Source organism: Pseudomonas sp. P7759 (assembly GCF_013386445.1).
In the GTDB taxonomy this organism is placed as follows: domain Bacteria; phylum Pseudomonadota; class Gammaproteobacteria; order Pseudomonadales; family Pseudomonadaceae; genus Aquipseudomonas; species Aquipseudomonas azotoformans_A.
Genome location: NZ_JACART010000014.1, coordinates 46,593 through 65,625, shown reverse-complemented (window position 1 = coordinate 65,625; position 19,033 = coordinate 46,593). Strand labels below are relative to the sequence as shown.

At 61.2% G+C, this 19,033-nt stretch carries 17 protein-coding genes; 4 read left to right on the top strand and 13 right to left on the bottom strand.

Annotation, left to right across the window (positions count from 1 at the left end):
* Nucleotides 1–253 precede the first annotated feature (253 nt).
* On the top strand, nt 254–1,900 hold the full coding sequence (locus tag HX823_RS14130) for an MFS transporter (protein WP_177075232.1): 1,647 nt from the start codon (nt 254–256) through the stop codon (nt 1,898–1,900).
* The gene (locus HX823_RS14125) at nt 1,897–3,042 is read left to right on the top strand and encodes an HlyD family secretion protein (RefSeq protein ID WP_016979501.1); all 1,146 of its coding nucleotides are present in this window, start codon (nt 1,897–1,899) and stop codon (nt 3,040–3,042) included. Before HX823_RS14130 ends, HX823_RS14125 begins: the two co-directional genes overlap by 4 nt.
* Here HX823_RS14125 and HX823_RS14120 read toward each other — a convergent pair.
* From HX823_RS14120 to HX823_RS14075, 10 genes are all read right to left on the bottom strand, one after another.
* Nucleotides 3,022–3,897, bottom strand: a complete 876-nt coding sequence (locus HX823_RS14120; protein ID WP_177075234.1) for an aldose 1-epimerase — start codon at nt 3,895–3,897, stop codon at nt 3,022–3,024. The genes HX823_RS14125 and HX823_RS14120 overlap by 21 nt on opposite strands.
* 2 nt (nt 3,898–3,899) lie before the next feature.
* Nucleotides 3,900–5,180, bottom strand: a complete 1,281-nt coding sequence (locus tag HX823_RS14115; protein ID WP_033902005.1) for a TRAP transporter large permease — start codon at nt 5,178–5,180, stop codon at nt 3,900–3,902.
* Nucleotide 5,181: 1 nt separating this feature from the next.
* Nucleotides 5,182–5,709 carry a TRAP transporter small permease gene (locus HX823_RS14110; protein ID WP_038847221.1) on the bottom strand — a complete coding sequence of 176 codons (528 nt, stop codon included), beginning with the start codon at nt 5,707–5,709 and terminating at the stop codon, nt 5,182–5,184.
* Between the two features lie 64 nt (nt 5,710–5,773).
* Nucleotides 5,774–6,736: a TRAP transporter substrate-binding protein gene (locus HX823_RS14105; RefSeq protein WP_177050771.1), complete on the bottom strand. Its 963-nt coding sequence runs from the start codon at nt 6,734–6,736 to the stop codon at nt 5,774–5,776.
* Between the two features lie 51 nt (nt 6,737–6,787).
* The gene (locus HX823_RS14100) at nt 6,788–7,663 is read right to left on the bottom strand and encodes an SMP-30/gluconolactonase/LRE family protein (RefSeq protein WP_177075231.1); all 876 of its coding nucleotides are present in this window, start codon (nt 7,661–7,663) and stop codon (nt 6,788–6,790) included.
* A 2-nt stretch (nt 7,664–7,665) separates the two neighbouring features.
* Nucleotides 7,666–8,490 (bottom strand): NAD(P)-dependent oxidoreductase, encoded by an 825-nt coding sequence (locus tag HX823_RS14095; RefSeq protein ID WP_028616954.1) that lies wholly within the window; start codon nt 8,488–8,490, stop codon nt 7,666–7,668.
* A 232-nt stretch (nt 8,491–8,722) separates the two neighbouring features.
* Nucleotides 8,723–9,985, bottom strand: a complete 1,263-nt coding sequence (locus tag HX823_RS14090) for an OprD family porin (protein ID WP_177075230.1) — start codon at nt 9,983–9,985, stop codon at nt 8,723–8,725.
* A gap of 140 nt (nt 9,986–10,125) precedes the next feature.
* Complete coding sequence (copD, locus tag HX823_RS14085) at nt 10,126–10,983, bottom strand: copper homeostasis membrane protein CopD (protein WP_177075229.1); 858 nt, start codon at nt 10,981–10,983, stop codon at nt 10,126–10,128.
* Nucleotides 10,984–10,986: 3 nt separating this feature from the next.
* On the bottom strand, nt 10,987–11,352 hold the full coding sequence (gene copC, locus HX823_RS14080) for a copper homeostasis periplasmic binding protein CopC (RefSeq protein WP_177075228.1): 366 nt from the start codon (nt 11,350–11,352) through the stop codon (nt 10,987–10,989).
* An 18-nt stretch (nt 11,353–11,370) separates the two neighbouring features.
* Nucleotides 11,371–11,814, bottom strand: a complete 444-nt coding sequence (locus HX823_RS14075) for a GNAT family N-acetyltransferase (RefSeq protein WP_177075227.1) — start codon at nt 11,812–11,814, stop codon at nt 11,371–11,373.
* Between the two features lie 143 nt (nt 11,815–11,957).
* On the opposite strand from HX823_RS14075, the gene HX823_RS14070 reads away from it, so the two are divergent.
* The gene (locus tag HX823_RS14070) at nt 11,958–12,578 is read left to right on the top strand and encodes a TetR/AcrR family transcriptional regulator (protein WP_010209389.1); all 621 of its coding nucleotides are present in this window, start codon (nt 11,958–11,960) and stop codon (nt 12,576–12,578) included.
* A 122-nt stretch (nt 12,579–12,700) separates the two neighbouring features.
* Here HX823_RS14070 and preA read toward each other — a convergent pair whose 3' ends face one another.
* From preA to hydA, 3 genes are all read right to left on the bottom strand, one after another.
* Nucleotides 12,701–13,975, bottom strand: coding sequence for an NAD-dependent dihydropyrimidine dehydrogenase subunit PreA (gene preA / locus HX823_RS14065; RefSeq protein ID WP_177075226.1), 1,275 nt, complete (start codon nt 13,973–13,975; stop codon nt 12,701–12,703).
* Nucleotides 13,975–15,342 (bottom strand): NAD(P)-dependent oxidoreductase, encoded by a 1,368-nt coding sequence (locus tag HX823_RS14060; protein ID WP_177075225.1) that lies wholly within the window; start codon nt 15,340–15,342, stop codon nt 13,975–13,977. The genes preA and HX823_RS14060 overlap by 1 nt, the downstream gene beginning before the upstream one ends.
* A gap of 152 nt (nt 15,343–15,494) precedes the next feature.
* Nucleotides 15,495–16,934: a dihydropyrimidinase gene (gene hydA / locus HX823_RS14055; protein ID WP_033902017.1), complete on the bottom strand. Its 1,440-nt coding sequence runs from the start codon at nt 16,932–16,934 to the stop codon at nt 15,495–15,497.
* 591 nt (nt 16,935–17,525) lie between these two features.
* Here hydA and HX823_RS14050 point away from each other — a divergent pair.
* Entirely contained in the window at nt 17,526–19,007 is a 1,482-nt protein-coding gene (locus HX823_RS14050; protein WP_177075224.1) for an NCS1 family nucleobase:cation symporter-1, read from the top strand.
* Nucleotides 19,008–19,033: the final 26 nt, after the last annotated feature.

Here is a 19,033-nt window from a genome sequence, read left to right as displayed (position 1 = left end):
TCACTGTCGGATTACGGGCATACCGAGCCTAGGCGAGGTACCGAGTGTTGGGGCGAAGCGTTTTTGGTTACTTTTGGCGCTCTTCCAAAAGTGACCCGCTGTAAGAGCGGAACCAATTTCAGCCGTTACCGCAGCAACGGATATGTACACCACAAACCCCACCCCCCACATGACAAGATGAACTCCCCTCAGGTTTACTACTCTCTGAGTAAGCTTTACCGACTCCCCCGGGTCGGTCCATCTAGGTCACCGAATGAACAAATACACCCCCCACACCTGGGAACCCCACGAGCGTCCAAGCCTCCCAGGTTCACCGTCCACCCCGCTGCACCCCACGCACAAGCGTTGGCTGTTCGCGCTGGTCGGCGTGCTGGTAGCAATCACCGGGGGCCTGGGCAACGCGCTGGTCATCGCCAACCTGCAATACCTGCAAGGCGCCCTAGGCGCGACCACCGCCGAAATGGCCTGGCTCCCCGCCGCCTACGTCATGACCAACGTCTGCATGAACCTGCTACTGGTAAAGTTCCGCCAACAGTTCGGCCTGCGCGCCTTCACCGAAGTGTTCCTGGTGCTGTACGCGCTGGTCACCTTCGGCCACTTGTTCGTCAACGACCTCAACTCGGCCATCGCCGTGCGCGCAGCCCATGGGATGGTCGGCGCGGCGCTGAGTTCGCTGGGCTTGTACTACATGATCCAGGCGTTCCCGGCCAGGTGGCGCTTGAAGGCGCTGGTACTGGGCTTGGGCACCGCGCAACTGGCTTTACCCTTGGCACGCCTGTTTTCCGAAGACCTGCTGCAAATCGCCGAGTGGCGCGGCCTGTACCTGTTCGAGCTGGGCATGGCGTTGATCTGCCTGGGTTGCGTGTTCCTGCTCAAACTGCCACCCGGCGATCGCTTCAAAACCTTTGAAAAACTCGACTTCCTCACCTTCGCCATCCTCGCCACCGGCGTGGCCTTGCTCTGCGCGGTGTTGTCCCTGGGCCGCATCGACTGGTGGCTGGAAGCGCCCTGGATCGGCATCGCCTCGGCCTGTTCCCTGGTGCTGATCATGGCCGGCCTGGCCATCGAGCATAACCGTGCGAACCCGATGCTGATGACCCGCTGGCTGGGCAGTGGCGTGATGATTCGCCTGGCGTTGGCGGTGATCCTAATTCGCATGGTGCTGTCGGAGCAGTCCACCGGCGCGGTGGGGTTCATGCAGATGTTGAACATGAGCTACCAGCAGATGCACACCCTGTACGTGGTGATGCTCGCCGGGGCGATTGCCGGGCTGGTGGTCAGTGCGTTGACCATCAACCCGGCGCACCTGTTGATGCCGCTGGTTATTTCCCTGGCGCTGATGGCCACCGGCTCGGTGATGGACAGTTTTTCCAGTAACCTCACTCGCCCGCAAAACCTGTATATCAGCCAGTTCTTGCTAGGCTTCGGGGGCACGTTCTTCCTCGGCCCAACCATGGTGTTGGGCACCAAGAACGTGCTGGCCAACCCGCGCAACCTGGTGAGTTTCTCGGTGATGTTCGGGATTTGCCAGAACCTCGGCGGCCTGATTGGCGCAGCGTTGCTGGGCACGTTCCAGATCGTGCGCGAGAAGTATCACTCCAGCATGATCGTCGAACACCTGACCCTGCTCGACCCGCGTGTGGCCGCGCGGGTGCAGAGCGGCGGCTCGGCCTACGGCGGCATTGTCGCTGACCCCGAGCTGCGCAACCTGATGGGCATTCGCAGCCTGGCCACGGCGGCGACCCGTGAGGCGAACGTGATGGCCTACAACGATGTCTTCATGTTGATCGCGATCATCGCGATACTCACCATGATCTGGATCTTTATCCGCAGTCTGTGGCTGATGAGCACCACCCGAGCAGCAGCCACTCCCGTTCAACCCAGCGGCGCACCTTCATGACCGAACCTTCGACCACCACCACTACCGCCATCGCGTCCACCCCGGAAGGCAGCACGCCACCCGGCGCGGTGCCCACCGAGCTGCGCCCGTTACGGGTGCGGATCATCTCGTCCCTGGGCTTTGCCGCGATTGCCATCGTTGGCGTGCTGATTGTGCTGTATGCCTGGCAATTGCCCCCGTTCAGCAGCGCGGTGGAAACCACCGAAAACGCGCTGGTGCGCGGGCAGGTCACGATCATCGGGCCGCAGCTCAGCGGTTATGTGTTCGAAGTGCCGGTGCAGGACTTCCAGCACGTGAAGGCCGGCGACCTGCTGGTGCGCCTCGACGACCGCATCTACAAGCAGCGCCTGGACCAGGCATTGGCCCAACTGGCGGTGCAGAAGGCGTCGTTGGCGAATGTGGTGCAACAGCGCAACAGCGCCGAAGCCACCATCAAGCTGCGTCAGGCCGCCTTGGTGGACAGCCAGGCGCAGGCACGCAAGAGCACCGCCGATTTGCGCCGCAATGAAGAGCTGATCAGCGACGGCTCGGTGTCCAAGCGCGAGCTGGACGTGACCCGCGCCGCCAACGCACAGACCCTCGCCGCCGTGGCGCAGGCCCAGGCCAGCCTGGAAATCGCCCGCCAAGACCTGCAGACGGTGATCGTCAACCGTGGCTCCCTGGAGGCGGCCGTGGCCAGTGCCGAGGCGGCGGTGGAGTTGGCGCGTATCGACCTGTCCAACACCCGCATCACCGCGCCGCGTGATGGTCAGCTCGGGCAGATTGGCGTGCGGCTCGGGGCCTACGTCAACTCCGGCGCGCAGTTGATGGCGCTGGTGCCGCCGCAGTTGTGGGTGATCGCCAACATGAAGGAAACCCAGATGGACAACGTGCAGGTCGGCCAGCCGGTGACCTTCACCGTGGACGCGCTGAACCACCGCAAATTCCATGGCACGGTGCAGCATATTTCCCCGGCCACCGGCTCGGAATTCAGCCTGTTGCAGGCGGACAATGCCACCGGCAACTTCGTCAAGATCGCCCAGCGCGTGCCGGTGCGGATCATGGTGGACCCGGACCAGGCCGAGAGCGAGCGGTTGCGGCCTGGGTTGTCGGTGGTGGTCAGTATTGATACGGCGGGGCGATTAAAGAACAGCCCGCCTTGAGAGGGGCTGATAGTTGAGGGTAAAGGCCAGCTCTACTGACTGGCCTTGCTCCAACAGCTTCAGCCCAGGCCGCCCTGGCAGATGATGGGCATTCACCGGATGACTCACCGGCTCGATACAAAAGAACCCCAGCCCCGGCGGGCAGTACAGCAGGAAGTAATCACTCCCCGTGGCCTGGCATTCCAGCGTGTAGCCCAGCTCCGGCTGCTCGATCAGGCAATGGCCGTCCCAGTCGCAAAAACCGTTGTCGACCAGGCCTTCAGGCAGGCTTTTCAACGGCTGGAAATCCCAAGCGGTGGGCACCGGCGCCAGCTCCGTTGGCAGCTTGGAGGCGTCGCTCATCCACACCTGCAAAGCCTTGGCCTGCAACCGTGTTCCCGCTGTGCGCGGCAGATAGGGATGCAATCCCAACCCGTGCCACGCGGGACTGTCCGCCAGGTGGGTCACCCGCAACGTGATGCTCAGCGCACCGTTTTCCAGGCGAAACCGCTGCTCGGCGCGATAGGCGAACGGTGTATCGCACGCCATTTCCAGGACCACTTCATCCGTCGCTTGGCTGACCACCTGCCACGCCTGTTGCCAGGCAGAGCCGTGAATCGGCAGCGGGTCGGTCAAGCTATTGGGCGCCAGCGCCAGCCAACCGTCGGGGTTGTCGAAACCCCCTTCGGCAATCCGGTTGGACCAAGGCGCCAAGGGATAGCAGCCCAGCTTGCCTGGCAACCCGGCGCTGATCGCGTGGGCATCGCTGGGCCGCAACAACGGCTGGCCGGTGGCGCGCACCGTCCAGTTGACAATGCTGCCTCCCGTGGCTGGCGCGAGGGTGAGTTGGGTCAGGTTGTCTTGCAGTTCAATCAGCATCAGAGCACCACGCTTGGCAGCCACAACGACAGCGCCGGAATGTAGGTCACGGCCATCAGTACCAGGAACAGCACGCCATAGAATGGCAGCAGCGCCTTTACGGTTTTCTCGATGCTGACCTTGCCCACCGCCGCCCCCACGAACAGCACCGCACCCACGGGCGGCGTGATCAGGCCGATTCCGAGGTTGACCAGCATGATCATGCCGAAGTGCACCGGGTCGACGCCGATACCCAGTACCACCGGCAGCAGGATCGGCGTGAGGATCAAGATCAGCGGCGCCATGTCCATCACCGTGCCGAGCAACAGCAGCATGGCGTTGATGCACATCAGGATCACGTAGCGGTTGTCCGACAGGGTCAGGAACATCGTGGTGATCTTCGCCGGGATCTGCATCAGGGTCATGATGTAGCCGAAGCTGGCGGCGAAGGCGATCAGGATCATCACGATGGAAATGGTGCGCACCGTGCGATGCATCAGCTTGGGCAGCTCGCTCCATTTGTAGTCGCGGTAGATGAACATGGTCACGAAGAACGCCCACAGTACGGCAATCGCGGCGGATTCGGTGGCGGTGAAAATCCCTGAGAGGATGCCGCCCAGAATGATCACCATGGCCATCAGGCCCCAGAGCGCATCGGCGCAGATTTTCAGCGCCTGCTTGAGTGGGATGACTTCACCCTTGGGGTAATTGCGCTTTTTCGCGAAGATCAGGCACAGCACCATCAGGCACGCACTCATCAGCAAGCCCGGCACCACACCGGCCATGAACAGCGAGGCAATCGACACCGTACCACCGGCCGCCAGGGAGTAGAGCACCGAGTTATGGCTGGGCGGAGTCAGCAGAGCCTGCACCGAACCGCTGACGGTCACCGCCGTGGCGAACTCACGCGGGTAGCCACGGCGTTCCATTTCCGGGATGAGCACCGAGCCGACCGAGGCCGTGTCCGCCACCGACGAACCGGAGATTGCGCCAAAAAACGTCGAGGCCATGATATTCACCAACGACAGGCCGCCGCGCACGAAACCCACCAGCACCCCGGCAAACGCCACCAGCCGCCGTGACATGCCGCCCTCGGCCATGATCGCGCCGGCCAATACAAAGAACGGAATCGCCATCAGCGAAAACTTGTTCACCCCGCCGGCCACCTGGATCATCAGGGCCTGGAACGGGATGTCGATCCACCACGCGCCGATCAGTGCCGACAACCCCAGGGCATAGGCCACGGGCATGCCGATCAGGATCAAGGCGATAAAGCTGCCCAACAGAATCAATGCGTCCATATCAGGCAGCCCCTTCGCTTTCTTCAACCAGGTCGAAGCGCACGACCCGACGGTTGCTCTGGTCACCGAGCAAGAGTTTTTCCAGCACAAAAACCAGGGTCAGCAGCCCGCCAATCGGGATCGGCATATAAGTGATACCGACGCGCAGGGTGGGGATGGCACTCATGAACTGGTTCCAGGTGGACAGGCACAGCTTGGTGCCCCAGATCGTCATGAACAGGCAGATGGTGCCCATCAGCAACTGCGAGACGACACCGATGATCTGGCGTTGGCGGGGCGGCAGGCGGTCGGTGATCATTGCTACCGACATATGCGCACCGGCGCGATAACTGGCAGCGGCGCCGATAAAGGTGAATACCAGCATCAGCAGGATGGCGGTAGGCTCCGGCCAACTCGAACCGGTGCCGAGGACATAGCGGGCGAAGATGCCCCAGGGGATGATCAGCGCGACCCCCAGTACCGAGAGGCCGGCGACCCAGATGCAGGTCATGTAGATACGGTCGTTGATGCGCAGCAGTAAATTCTTCATGGCGTTCACCGTAACCGGGCGCGTCGATGCCGACCGCGCCGGGCCTTGCTAGAGAAGGAGGGCGTTACTGAACGGCGTCGATACGCTGGATGATGTCGGCGTAGGCCGCACCGTACTTGGCGCGAACCGGCGCGGTGGCGTCATAGAAGGGTTTTTTGTCGACGGTGATGAACTCGACACCGGCGGCCTTGAGTTTGGTTTCACTGCTGGCGGACTTGGCGTCCCATAACACGCGCTCGTCAGCCTGGGCGGCCTTGGCGGCTTTTTTCACCATGTCTTGTTGCGCGGGGGTGAGTTTGTTCCAGGTGATTTTCGACATCACGATGGGCTCGGGCAAAATCAGGTGTTCGGTGAGGGTGTAGTACTTGGCGTTCTGGAAATGGTTGTGTTCCAACAGGGTCGGCGGGTTGTTTTCTGCGCCGTCGATGACGCCGGTCTGCAGGGCGCTGAAGATCTCTCCGGTGTCCATGGCGATGCCGTTGGCCCCCATTTCATTGAAGGCTTCGATGAACAAGGGGTTGCCTTGTACGCGGATTTTCATGCCCTTGAGGTCTTCGATCTTGCGCACCGGCTTCTTGGTGTAGAGGTTGCGCGTGCCGCCATCCATCCAGGCCAGGGCGACCAGGCCGAATTCGGAATTGGTGATCTTGGCGAGGATCTCGTCGCCGATCTCGCCGTCGATGACCTTGCGCATATGCGCCTGGTCGCGGAATACGAACGGCAGGTTGAACACGTTCACGTCCGGCACCACCGGGCCGACGATCCCCAGGCTGACACGGGTCATCTGGATGGCACCGACTTGCGCCTGTTCGACCACTTCTTTCTCGGACCCGAGGACACCGCCGGGGAAGTACTTGAAGGTCAGCTCGCCGTTGCTTTCTTTGGTCAGGGCCTTGCCCATGTTCTCTTCGGCCACAACGGTGGGGTAGCCGGCGGGGTGGATGTCGGCGAATTTGATTTCCAGCGCGTGGGCGGCGCTGCTGAGGGTGAAAAGTGCAGCGGCGAGCAAGGTGCGTTTGAAGTCCATGGGGTTTCATTCCTGTCTTGTTATTGTTGTATTCAAGGCACAGCGATGCAGCTAGAGGGTGAAGGTCGGCTCCGGCAATCCGACAACGCCGGGGTTGAGGGCGAACACGCCGCCGGACAGTGACTGTTGACTCTGGTCATCGCGAATCGAGGTGACGAACAGGGTGTCCAGGCGACTGCCGCCAAAGGCGCACATGGTGGGTTTTTTCACTGGGACGGTGAGGGAGCGGTCGAGGCGACCGTCCGGGGTGAAGCGATGGATCAACCCGGCGTCGTTGGCACAGATCCAGTAGCAGCCATCGGCATCCACGGCGGCGCCGTCGGGGCGGCCGAGGTGCTTGTGCATGTCCACGAACACTCGGCGGTTGGACGGTGTGCCGGTGTCGATGTCGTAGTCGAAGGCCCAGATCTGCTGCACCAGCGGATGGGAATCGGAGGCATACATCGTGCGGCCGTCAGGGCTGAACGCCAGGCCGTTCAAGGTGATGAAACCGTCCAGCTGAGCATGGGGCGGCGCACCGGATGCGTAGCGATACAGGGTGCCTTCTGCCGCGTTCAAGCCCATGTCCAGCACCATGCTGCCGGCCCAGAAACGGCCCTGGCGATCACAGCGGCCGTCGTTCAGGCGCATGTCCTGGCGGGGGTGCTCAACAGCCGCCAGCGGCGTGGCATCCAGGCTGCCGTCGTTGTGCGGGGTGAGCTGGAAGAACCCGGTTTCCATGCCGGCGACCCAGTTGCCTGCCTCGGTGCGCGCGATGCAGGCAAGCATCTGCGGAGCGGTCCAGGCCGCCACGTGGCCGCTGGCGGCGCTCCAGCGTTGCAGGCCACCCTTGGGGATATCCACCCAGTACAAGGCGTTTTCCTCGGGGACCCACACCGGGCATTCGCCTACAGCATTGCGGGCATCAACGATCAGTTCAGCGCTCATGGTCAGTCCCCGAAAGGGCCGGCAGCGCAGAATGCCCCGCCCTGGTAGACCTTGGCCGGGTCATCGGCGGCCACGGGTGGCTGGGTTTCGACCTGGGCGCGGAACACTTCGGAGCTGTCTTTGGGCGCAAAGCCCAGGTGGGCGGCGTAGCGGTTGTCCCACCAGGTGTCGAGGTTATCCGACATGCCATAGACCACGGTGTGGCCGACGTTGGGGGTGTACAGCGCGCGCTCGAGCAACTGAGTCAGGTCGTCGAAGCTCAGCCAGGTGTGCATCATGCGGCGGTTCTGCGGTTCCGGGAACGACGAGCCGATGCGGATGCTGACGGTCTCGATGCCGTAGCGGTCAAAGTAGAAACTGGCCATGTCTTCACCGTAGGACTTGGACAAGCCGTAGTAGCTGTCCGGGCGGCGAGGGGAGTGGGCGTCGAGGGTTTCACCTTGCTTGTAGAAGCCGATCACGTGGTTGGAACTGGCGAAAATCACGCGCTTCACACCGTGGCGGCGCGCGGCTTCATAGATATGGAAAATGCCGCTGATGTTTGCGCCGAGCACTTCTTCGAACGAGCGCTCCACCGAGACGCCGCCGAAGTGCAGGATGGCGTCGACGCCTTCTACCAAGTGGTGCACGGCCTGTTTGTCGGCGAGGTCGCAGGGTTGCACTTCTTCGCACGCGTCGGCAGCCGGGGCCATATTGGCGATGTCCGACAGCCGGAGTACCTGGGCGTAAGGACGCAGGCGCTCGCGCAAGACTTTACCCAGGCCGCCAGCCGCGCCGGTGAGCAGCAGGCGATTGAATGGAACGGGCGTGGTTGTGGTGGTGGTCATGAGGGTTCCATTGTTGTTGTAGGTTGTCGTATGACTATGTCGAAGTATCGTTATTGATTCCCCACGTTGTCAACGTCCTTCCGGTCAGGTGATGGCTAGAATGTGGGAGCGGGCTTGCTCGCGAATACGGTGTGTCAGTCGACTCATCCGGTGCTGATGTACCGCATTCGCGAGCTAGCCCGCTCCCACAGAGGTTGTGTGTCGACTACAAGTTTGCGCCGGGTCCAAAACCCTACAACAGTGAGATCGGGTAGCTGATGAATAAGCGATTTTCATCAAACTCGTTATTGCTGAAATCCCGACGCATGGTCGAATTGCGCCAGCGCACATTCAGGTCCTTCAGCGCACCGCTCTGTACCGTGTACGCCAGCTCCGACTCGCGGCCCCATTCCTTGCCATCGGTGATCGCCCCGGTGTGCACGTTACTGCCGCTGATATACCGGTTCATTATGGTCAGCCCCGGAATGCCGAGCACCACGAAGTTGAAGTCATGGCGCACCTGCCAGGACTTTTCCTTGGCGTTATCGTAGCTGGCGTTGTAGCTGTCGTTGGCCAGGGTGCCGCCGCTGGTGCCGTTGACGCGCATCCACACGCTGTCGCCGGTGAGTTTCTGCAAACCCACATAGAAGGTGTTGCCGTTGTATTTGGCCGAGAGCAGGGCGAAGGCGGTCTTGTTGTCGAGGTCGCCGGCCAGGGCGTTGCCGTCTTCCTTACCGGTAAAGAAGCCGAGGTTGGCGCCCAGGGTCCAGTCGCCCACGGGCTGGCTGTGGGTCAGGTTGAAATATTGCTGCTGGTAGATGTCGGTGAGTTCGGCGTACCACACGCCGACCTGGGTGCGTTTGTCGTTGAAGCTGTATTCGCCGCCGCCGAAGTTGAAACGGTCGGAGGTGAAGGCGGCTTTGCCGTTCATGAACATGTCTTCCATGCTCGCATCATTACGCGGGCTGTTACCGCGAAACTGCCCGCCGTAGAGCGTCAGGCCGGCGATTTCATTGGACGTGACCTGGCCGCCACGGAACGTCTGGGGCAGCGAGCGGCCGTCATCGGAGCGCAGGATCGGCAGCACCGGCATCCATTCACCGACCTTCAATTCAGTCTTGGATAACTTGGTTTTCAGCGCCACGCCCAGGCGTCCGAAGTTGTCGGCGGGGCGGCCGTCGCTGTGGATCGGCAGCAACTGAGTACCGCCGGTGCCTTTGCCGCCATCGAGCTTTTGCGAATACAGGCCCAGCACATCAATGCCGAAACCCACGGTGCCTTGGGTGTAGCCGGACTTGGCGTCAAGAATGAAGTTCTGCGTCCACTCTTCGGCCTTGCCCTGGGGGTTGGTCGGGTTGGTGAAGTTGCGGTTGAAATAGGCGTTGCGCAGGTTGAGCGTGGCCTTGGCATCGTCGATGAAGCCTTCGGCCGAGGCGGCGAGGGGCAGGGTAAAGGCCAGGCTGCCGAGACCGATAAAACCCAGGCGAACAGAGGAATTGCGGGCGAGTGAACTCACAGTGAAGCTCCCTTTCTTTTGTTGTTTTTATTATTTGTTATACGTTGTCGTACAACATTGAGTGGGATATTTGCGAGGTTTTCAAGAGCTGTCAAGCAGAAGTTATACGATGACTTGCTCGGGCGGAGGCGGAAAGTTACTCAGGCCGCCATCACCATGGGAGGCAAGGTGCCAAGAAGGGAAACGGCGGCCACCGCTGCAACACCCAGCAGCCACTCCAGCATCACACTGGATTTCAAACTGCCCAGGCGTTGGTCGCAGCGCTCGACGCGCAGGCGGTTCAGCAGCGCCAACGCCAGCATGCCCAGCACCAGAAATACTTTAACCAACAGAATTAGCGCGAACCCGTTGAACAGCGGCGTGGGCCATAGTTGCCCGGTCAGTACACGCACATTGATCAAACCAGTCACCAGCAAACCGGCGACCAGGCCATACCCCACGCCGCTGAACCGCCGCAGGATCGGCTCCAGCGCCAGGGCTGGCGATTGCCTGAGGATCAACACCAGCAACAGCAAGCCGCCGAGCCAGGCACCGACGCACACCAGGTGCACCACTTGATTGAGGATCAGCAATTGGCCGCTGAGCCCATCGAGCATGGCGCCATGCCCGACCGGCGCCAAGGTTGCCAGCAGCAGCGCGATCACCGGCAAGCGTAATGCCCGCCAGGGTTTGGCCAGCACGATTACCAGCAAGAGGTTCAGCAACAGGTGCCACACCCACACCTGGCCAAAGAAGGTCTTGCCCAGCACCAACTGCACGGTGGCCGGTTGCAGCGCCGCGTCCCAACTGCCCGCCATGCTGGCGGTAATCAGCAGCAGCCAGGCCACGCCAGAGAACAAGCCCAGCCAGGCCAGCCCACGGGTGATGCGCTCAAGTTGCCGGTCCAGCGCCGGTTGCGCTTCAGCGCCCAACAGCCAGGGCCTGAATGCACAGGCCCCGAACATCAGCAGCACGACGATGAAATGCAGGAAGCGGCACAGCACCAGCAGCGTTGCCATGGGTTACTGGCCGACCTTGAAGTTGTATTCACCGTTGCTCTTATGAGTGTCGACCGAGACCGCGCTCCACACCACTTTGTAGTTGCCGGCCGCCAAGGGGGCGGCCGGGGTGACGACCAGGACTTTCTTGTCGGCATCCGGTGTTTCCAGACCCTTGATTGCCACTTCGGTGCCGTCCTTGCTCAGGGACACCTTGGTGAAGGTGGCCTCGACGCCTTCGCTGAAGGTCAGGCGCAGGTCCTTGGGCGCGGCGACGCTGCTGTCGGCTGCCGGTTCAGCGCTCTTGAGGTGCGCGTGGGCAAATGCAGCGGAGGCGCCCAGCAGGGAGGCGAGCAGGGCGACGGTGGTGAGGCTTTTCTTGATCAACATTGTTCAATACCTTCAGGGTCAGGGAGTCGGTAGAGCCATGTGCAGCAAGGGAAAGGGCTTGCCTTCGCCATCCAGCGGCGAGCGCGCGACCTGGATAAAACCATAATGCAGGTAGAAACCCACGGCCTGGGGGTTTTGTTCGTTCACGTCCACCGTGAGGGTGTCGTGACGGGCGCGGGCGTGGTCCAGCAACTGGCGGCCGATGCTTTGGCCGCGGCGGTCGGGCTCGATGAACAGCATTTCCACGTTGTGCCCGCCGGTGCCGATAAAACCGGCGATGCCGTTCTGGTCTTCATACACCCACACCTCCAGTGCGGGCATGGGCAGGTAGGTGTCGCGCACCAGGGGCAGCAGGCGTTGAATGTCATCCTCGGGGAGGAAATCATGGGTGGCCCGCACCGAGCGCTCCCAGAGTGCGCCCAGCACGGGGTCGTCGGTGGCCACGCGAGGTCGAATAGTCATTGCAATGATCCTTCATGGGGACCGCGATCCTAACCAATCCCATTTCCAGGGGAAAGGTTCGCGTCAGAAGTTTCATTATGGCCTGTCGCCGCGATCTAGAGCCGATGGTAGTCTTTAAGCCAAGTTGTTGTCAGGGAGCCCTTATGGGCAATCACAAGATCGGAATTCGTCGGGTCAACGTCGAAAAAATCCTGCTGGCGGCGGAGAAAATCTTCGCCGAGAAAGGCTATGGCAGTACCGCCATGGCGGATATCGCCGAAGAAGTGCAACTGCCGCGCTCCAACCTGCATTACTACTTCACCACCAAGAGCGAGCTGTACAGCGCCGTGCTGTTCGACCTGCTGGAAGTTTGGAAGCAGGACGCCTTGAGTTTCGAGACCTTCGATGACCCACGGGTGGTGCTCAGCAGTTACATCCGCGCCAAAATGCAGCGCTCGCGTACCCGGCCCTACGGGTCGAAAGTCTGGGCCAATGAAATCATCCATGGCGCGCCGACCCTCGGTGAAGCATTGGATGAAAGCCTGTACGACTGGGCCAAGATGAAGGAAGCGAAAATTCGCCAGTGGGTGGAAGACAAACGCATCCTGCCGGTGGAGCCGTCCAGCCTGCTGTACATGATCTGGGCCTCGACCCAGCACTATGCCGACTTTGATCATCAGGTGAAGATCCTGAATGAGCACCAGCCGTTGTCGGATATGCAGTTCGAGAAGGCGATTCAGACGGTGACGAGCGTGATTTTGCGGGGGATTGGGTTGGAGCCTTGAGCCTTAGGGTGACGCAGATGGCCTCATCGCAGGCAAGCCAGCTCCCACAGTTCACCGCATTTTGTCTGAAGGAATGCAGTCGAATGTGGGAGTTGGCTTGCCTGCGATAGCGATCTAAAGGACTACACCGCCTCCCGGTAGGGATTCCTTGGATCCTGCGTCCAATTCAAGAACGGCTTGCCGGTGTCCATCGGCACCATCTCGATACAGTCCGCCACCGGGCAGGTGATCTGGCACAGGTTGCAGCCCACGCACTCGTCATCGATCACCTCGTATTTATGTGTGCCATCCGCCTGTTTCAAACTGGCGATGGCCTGGTGCGAGGTGTCCTCACAGGCAATATGGCAACGCCCGCAGCCAATGCAGGCCTCCTGATCGATCTTCGCAATCACCTGATAGTTGATGTCCAGGTACTTCCAGTCTGTCGTGTTGCCCACCGCACGTCCGGAAAAGTCCTGCAGACTGTTGTAGCCTTGACTGTCCATCCATCGCGACAGCCCGTCCTTCATCTCCTCCACAATCCGAAACCCATGCAGCATCGCCGCCGTGCACACCTGCACTGCGCCGCAGCCCAGGGCGACAAACTCCGCCGCGTCACGCCAGTTGCCGATGCCGCCAATGCCGCAGATCGGCAAGCCTTGGGTCTGCGGGTCGCGGGCGATTTCGGCGACCATGTTCAGCGCAATCGGCTTGACCGCCGAGCCGCAATAACCGCCATGAGTGCTTTGCGTGCCCACCACCGGCAACGCGACCATGCGTTCCAGGTCCACGCTGGTGATGGAGTTGATAGTGTTGATCAACGACACCGCGTCCGCCCCCCCACGATACGCCGCCCGCGCCGCCACGCGGATGTCGGTGATATTCGGCGTGAGCTTGACGATCACCGGCAGCGAGCAATACGTCTTGCACCAGCGTGTCACCTGTTCCACATACTCAGGCACCTGGCCCACCGCCGCGCCCATGCCGCGTTCGGGCATGCCGTGGGGGCAACCGAAGTTCAGTTCGATACCGTCGCAGCCGGTGGCTTCCACCAGCGGCAGGATGTTTTTCCAGGACTCCTCGACGCACGGCACCATCAGCGACACGATCAGCGCGCGGTCGGGCCAGTCCTTTTTCACCTGGGTGATTTCCCGCAGGTTGATCTCCAGCGAGCGGTCGGTAATCAGCTCGATATTGTTGATGCCCAGCACTTCACGGTTGGCGCCGTAATGCGCCGAGTAGCGTGACGACACGTTGACCGCTGCCGGATCCTCGCCCAGGGTTTTCCACACCACGCCGCCCCAGCCGGCTTCGAAGGCGCGCACCACGTTGTAGGCCTTGTCGGTGGGCGGCGCGGAGGCCAGCCAGAACGGGTTGGGGGCTTTGATGCCGGCAAATACAATCGAGAGATCGGCCATTACGCAGCCTCCACATTCAGCATGAGTTGGGCGTGCATGGCCTCGGCGGCCAGCTTGCCGTGTTGCACCGCCTGCACGGTGAGGTCCTGGCCGAGGCTGACGCAATCGCCACCCGCGTACACGCCGGGAATGCTGGTGCGCAGCTGTTCATCGACGAAGATCCGTTCACCGACACGCTGCAGTTGCTGGGCCAGCGGATCGTGCAGTGCCGTGTTATCGAAGCCCTGGCCGATGGCCTTGAAGATCGCATCGGCCGCCAGTTCGAAGGTTTCGCCGGTCGGGTGCAAACGGCCGTTTTCCATGCGTGTGCGCAAGAAGCGCATGCCACGCACATGGCCCTGATCGTCCAGCAGCACGGCTTCCGGCTGGGCCCAGGTCAGCAGGCGCACCTGGTTGGCCTTGGCGATATCCTGTTCGTGATGAGTGGCGCCCATGACTGCCAAGCCACGGCGGTACACAAGGTTGACATCGCGAGCACCGAGACGGGCCATCTGCACGGCCATGTCGATGGCGGTGTTGCCGGCGCCAAGCACGATGCAGCGATCGGCCAGGGGCAGTTGGGTCAGGTCGTCGGCTTGGCGCAACTCGCGGATGTAGTCGGTGGCGGCAAGCAGGCCGGGGGCGTCCTCAAAGGGCAGGCCGAGTTGTTTGCTGGCGGCCAGGCCGAGGCCGAGGAACACCGAATCGAATTGCTGGTGCAGTTCACTCAACGTGAGGTTGTCTCCCAGGCGCTGGCCGTGGCGAATCTCGATGCCACCAATCTGCAGGAGGAAATCCAACTCCTTCTGCGCGAAGTCATCCACCAGCTTGTACTTGGCGATCCCGTATTCATTCAGGCCACCGGCTTTTTCACGGGCTTCGAAGATCACCACGTCATGGCCGTGCAAGGCGCTGCGGTGGGCGCACGCGAGTCCAGCAGGCCCGGCGCCCACCACGGCGATGCGCTTGCCGGTAGAGGCGGCGCGGTGGAAGGGGTGTTCGCTGAAGTGCGCATTGTCGACGGCATAACGTTGCAACAGGCCGATCAGCACTGGGGCGCATTCTTCGGCGTTGTTACGCACACACGCCTGCTGGCACAGAATCTCGGTGGGGCAGACCCGCGCGCAACTGCCGCCGAGGATGTTGGCCGAGAGGATTTTGTGCGCGGCGCCTTGCACGTTTTCGGTGTGGATGTTGCGGATGAACGACGGGATGTCGATCTCGCTGGGGCATGCATTCACGCACGGCGCGTCGTAGCAATACAGGCAGCGCGAGGCTTCCAGTTGGGCTTGCCGGGCGTTGAGCGGTGGCGCCAGGTCGGTGAAATGACTGGCGAGCGTCGGTCCATCCTCAGCGGGATGGGGGAGGTGGGTCAGGGTCTGGATCACGGTGTTGGCCTCACGGTTATTGAGGTGCTGCCTCTGATGGGCATTGGTTTTTGTGTTGCCTGTACTGGCCTCATCGCAGGCAAGCCAGCTCCCACATTTGAACTGTGTGAACCCGATCAAATGTGGGAGGGGGCTTGCTCCCGAAGGCGGCTTCAGCGTTTCACAGCCACTGGCTTGGAATGCGCAGCCCGCTTGCTCAACTGCTCAAACACCGGCGGATACGTCGGCCGCTCCACATACCGCCCGGCACCGCGCTCGGCGCGCAGGTCGCCATCGGCCCAGACCAGCTTGCCCTGGCTGATGGTGTGGCTCGGCACGCCGCGCACGGTCTTGCCTTCGAAGATGTTGAAATCGACTTTCTGGTGGTGAGTCTTGGCGGAAATGGTCCGCGTACCCTCGGGGTCCCATAGCACCAGGTCGGCATCCGCACCCACGCGGATCGCGCCTTTGCGCGGGTAGAGGTTGAAGATCTTCGCGGTGTTGGTGGAGGTCAGCGCGACAAACTCCTGCATCGACAAACGGCCGGTGTTGACCCCTTCATCCCACAGCAGCGCCATGCGGTCTTCGATGCCGGCGGTGCCGTTGGGGATCTTGCTGAAGTCGTCACGGCCGGCGGCTTTCTGCTCGGCGCAGAAGCAGCAGTGATCGGTGGCGGTGGTGTGCAGGTTGCCGGATTGCAGGCCATGCCACAGCGCTTCCTGGTGCCCGCGTGGACGGAACGGCGGGCTCATCACGTAACCGGCGGCGGTTTGCCAGTCCGGGTGCTGGTAGACGCTGTCGTCCAGCAACAAGTGGCCGGCCAGCACTTCGCCGTAGACCGGCTGGCCTTTGCTGCGGGCGTAGGTGATTTCATCCAGCGCTTCCTGGGTGGATACGTGTACCAAGTAGAGCGGCGTGCCGATGGTCTCGGCGATGCGAATGGCGCGGCTGGCCGCTTCGCCTTCGACTTGCGAAGGGCGCGACAGCGGATGCGCCTCGGGCCCGGTAATGCCTTGGGCCATCAGCTTGCGTTGCAGGTGGTACACCAGCTCGCCGTTTTCCGCGTGCACGGTGGGCACCGCGCCCAGTTCCAGGCAGCGTTCGAAACTGGCGACGAGGGTGTCGTCCGCCGCCATGATCGCGTTCTTGTAGGCCATGAAATGCTTGAAGCTGTTGATGCCGTGGTGGCTGACCAGCTCGGCCATTTCCTCACGCACCTGTTCGCTCCACCACGTGATCGCCACGTGGAAGCCGTAGTCCGAGGCGGATTTTTCCGCCCAGCCACGCCACTGGTGAAACGCTTCCAACAGGGATTGCTGCGGGTTGGGAATCACAAAGTCGATGATCGACGTGGTGCCGCCCGCCAGGCCTGCCGCCGTGCCACTGAAAAAGTCTTCACTGGCCACCGTGCCCATGAAGGGCAGTTGCATATGGGTATGGGGGTCGATGCCGCCGGGCATCAGGTATTGGCCGCTGCCATCGAGTATTTCAGTGCCGGCGGGAATATCCAGATTCGTACCAATAGCCCGGATTAGACCGCCTGCGCATAACACATCGGCGCGGTAACTTTCATCATGGGTAATAACGGTGGCGCCACGGATCAACAGCGACATGTCGAGTTCCTCACAGGCTTGACCGGCTTGTGCCAGTTCTAAGTGTTGTAATGCTGCTTACCGAGGGTCAGTTAATTCCTGTCATCGGTGACAGGAATAGAAACTAGCCCGAGTTTTTAGATTGGGCAAGAAGATTTTTCATAAGCTTATATCTGAATTAACTATTTGATTTATATGAATAAAAATAGAAAGTCACCAAAATGTAGCGTGCTATCACCATTTTGACGCACTTGACAGGTTCTTAAATTGAGCAACATTTCTTATTGCAAATCAGACGCTTGAGACTTGCCTCTTGACGGGGCAGGGAAATAAAAATAATTGTGTTGCACCAGATTGAGTCCTGACAGTTCGGGCAACTTCCACGTTATCTAGCCTGAGTAACGTGGCAAGTACCGCAGGCTCACTCGGAAAGCTGATAAACATCAGCGAGTTATATAAGCGGTGCGGGTGCGGTAACGGTTGTCGGCACGGATATTGAGTGCAGTGGCGGCTGGCCGGGCCCGTGATGTCATGTTGTTTACGAGGTACTCCGGCCACCGGCACACACCGTGCAGGTGAGCAAAAATAATTCGAAAAAACCGTGGAGCGGCCATGCAACAGAACAGATCGCAAGTCATTGAGCGCAACGGCCTGTACGAACTCGACGCCGGCCCCGACGTCCTCGACAGTCCGCGCTACAACCACGACATGGCACCGACCAAGGTGCACGAACGCACCTGGAACAAGTGGCACATCACCGCGCTGTGGGTCGGCATGTCCATCTGCGTGCCCACCTACACCTTGGGCGGGGTGCTCACCGCGTATTTCGGCTTGTCGGTGGGCGAGGCGCTGATGGCGATCTTGCTGGCGAACATAGTGGTGTTGATCCCGCTGACCCTCAATGCCTTCCCCGGCACCAAGTACGGCATACCGTTTCCGGTGCTGCTGCGCTCGTCGTTCGGCATCCTCGGTTCCAACGTGCCATGCCTGATCCGCGCGCTGGTGGCCTGTGGCTGGTTTGGTATCCAGACGATGTTCGGCGGGCTGGCGATTCACCTGTTTCTCGGCTCGATCTTCGAGGGCTGGAAGTCCCTTGGCGGCACTGGTGAAGTGATCGGCTTCATGATTTTCTGGTGCCTGAATCTGTGGGTGGTGCTGCGTGGCGCCGAGTCGATCAAGCGCCTGGAGACCCTGTCGGCGCCGTTGCTGGTGGCGGTGGGCATTGGCCTGCTGGTGTGGGCGATGCCCAATGTATCCATCAGTGAGTTGATGGCGATCCCGCCGAAACGCCCGGAAGGCGCGAGCCTCACCGGTTACTTCATGGCCGGTCTCACCGCGATGGTGGGTTTCTGGGCCACCTTGTCGCTGAATATCCCGGACTTCAGCCGTTACGCCAACAGCCAGAAGGACCAGATCCTCGGGCAGATCTTCGGCCTGCCGCTGACCATGTTCCTGTTCGCCGCCCTTGGCGTGATCATGACCGCCGCGTCGGTGAAACTGGTGGGGGTCAGCGTGTCCGACCCGGTGACCCTGATCGGGCATATCCAGAGCCCGGTGTGGGTGGCCATCGCGATGGCGTTGATCATCATCGCGACCTTGTCCACCAACACGGCGGCGAACATTGTGTCGCCCACCAATGACTTCCAGAACATCGCGCCCAAGCTGATCAACCGCACCACGGCAGTGATCCTGACCGGTCTGGTGGGGCTGGCGCTGATGGGTCATGAGTTGCTGAAAAAACTCGGCCTGATCGTGTCCGACGTAAGCCTGGAAACCGTGTATTCCAACTGGTTGCTGGGCTATTCAAGCCTGCTGGGGCCCATTGCCGGGATCATGGTGGTGGACTACTTCATCACCCGTAAACAACAACTCGACCTGGCCGGCCTGTACCGCGACGACGTGTACCCGGCATGGAACTGGAGCGGTTTCATCGCGTTCGGTGTGCCGGTGGTGCTGACCTTGCTGTCCCTGGGCAGCGATGCGTTCAGCTGGTTCTACAGCTACGGCTGGTTTACCGGCTCGGCGTTGGGCGGCCTGTTGTACTACGGCCTGAATGCCAAGCGCGGGACCAGCCCGGTTGCCGTCAATCCATAAGAAAAAACCAGCCTGAGGAGATCACT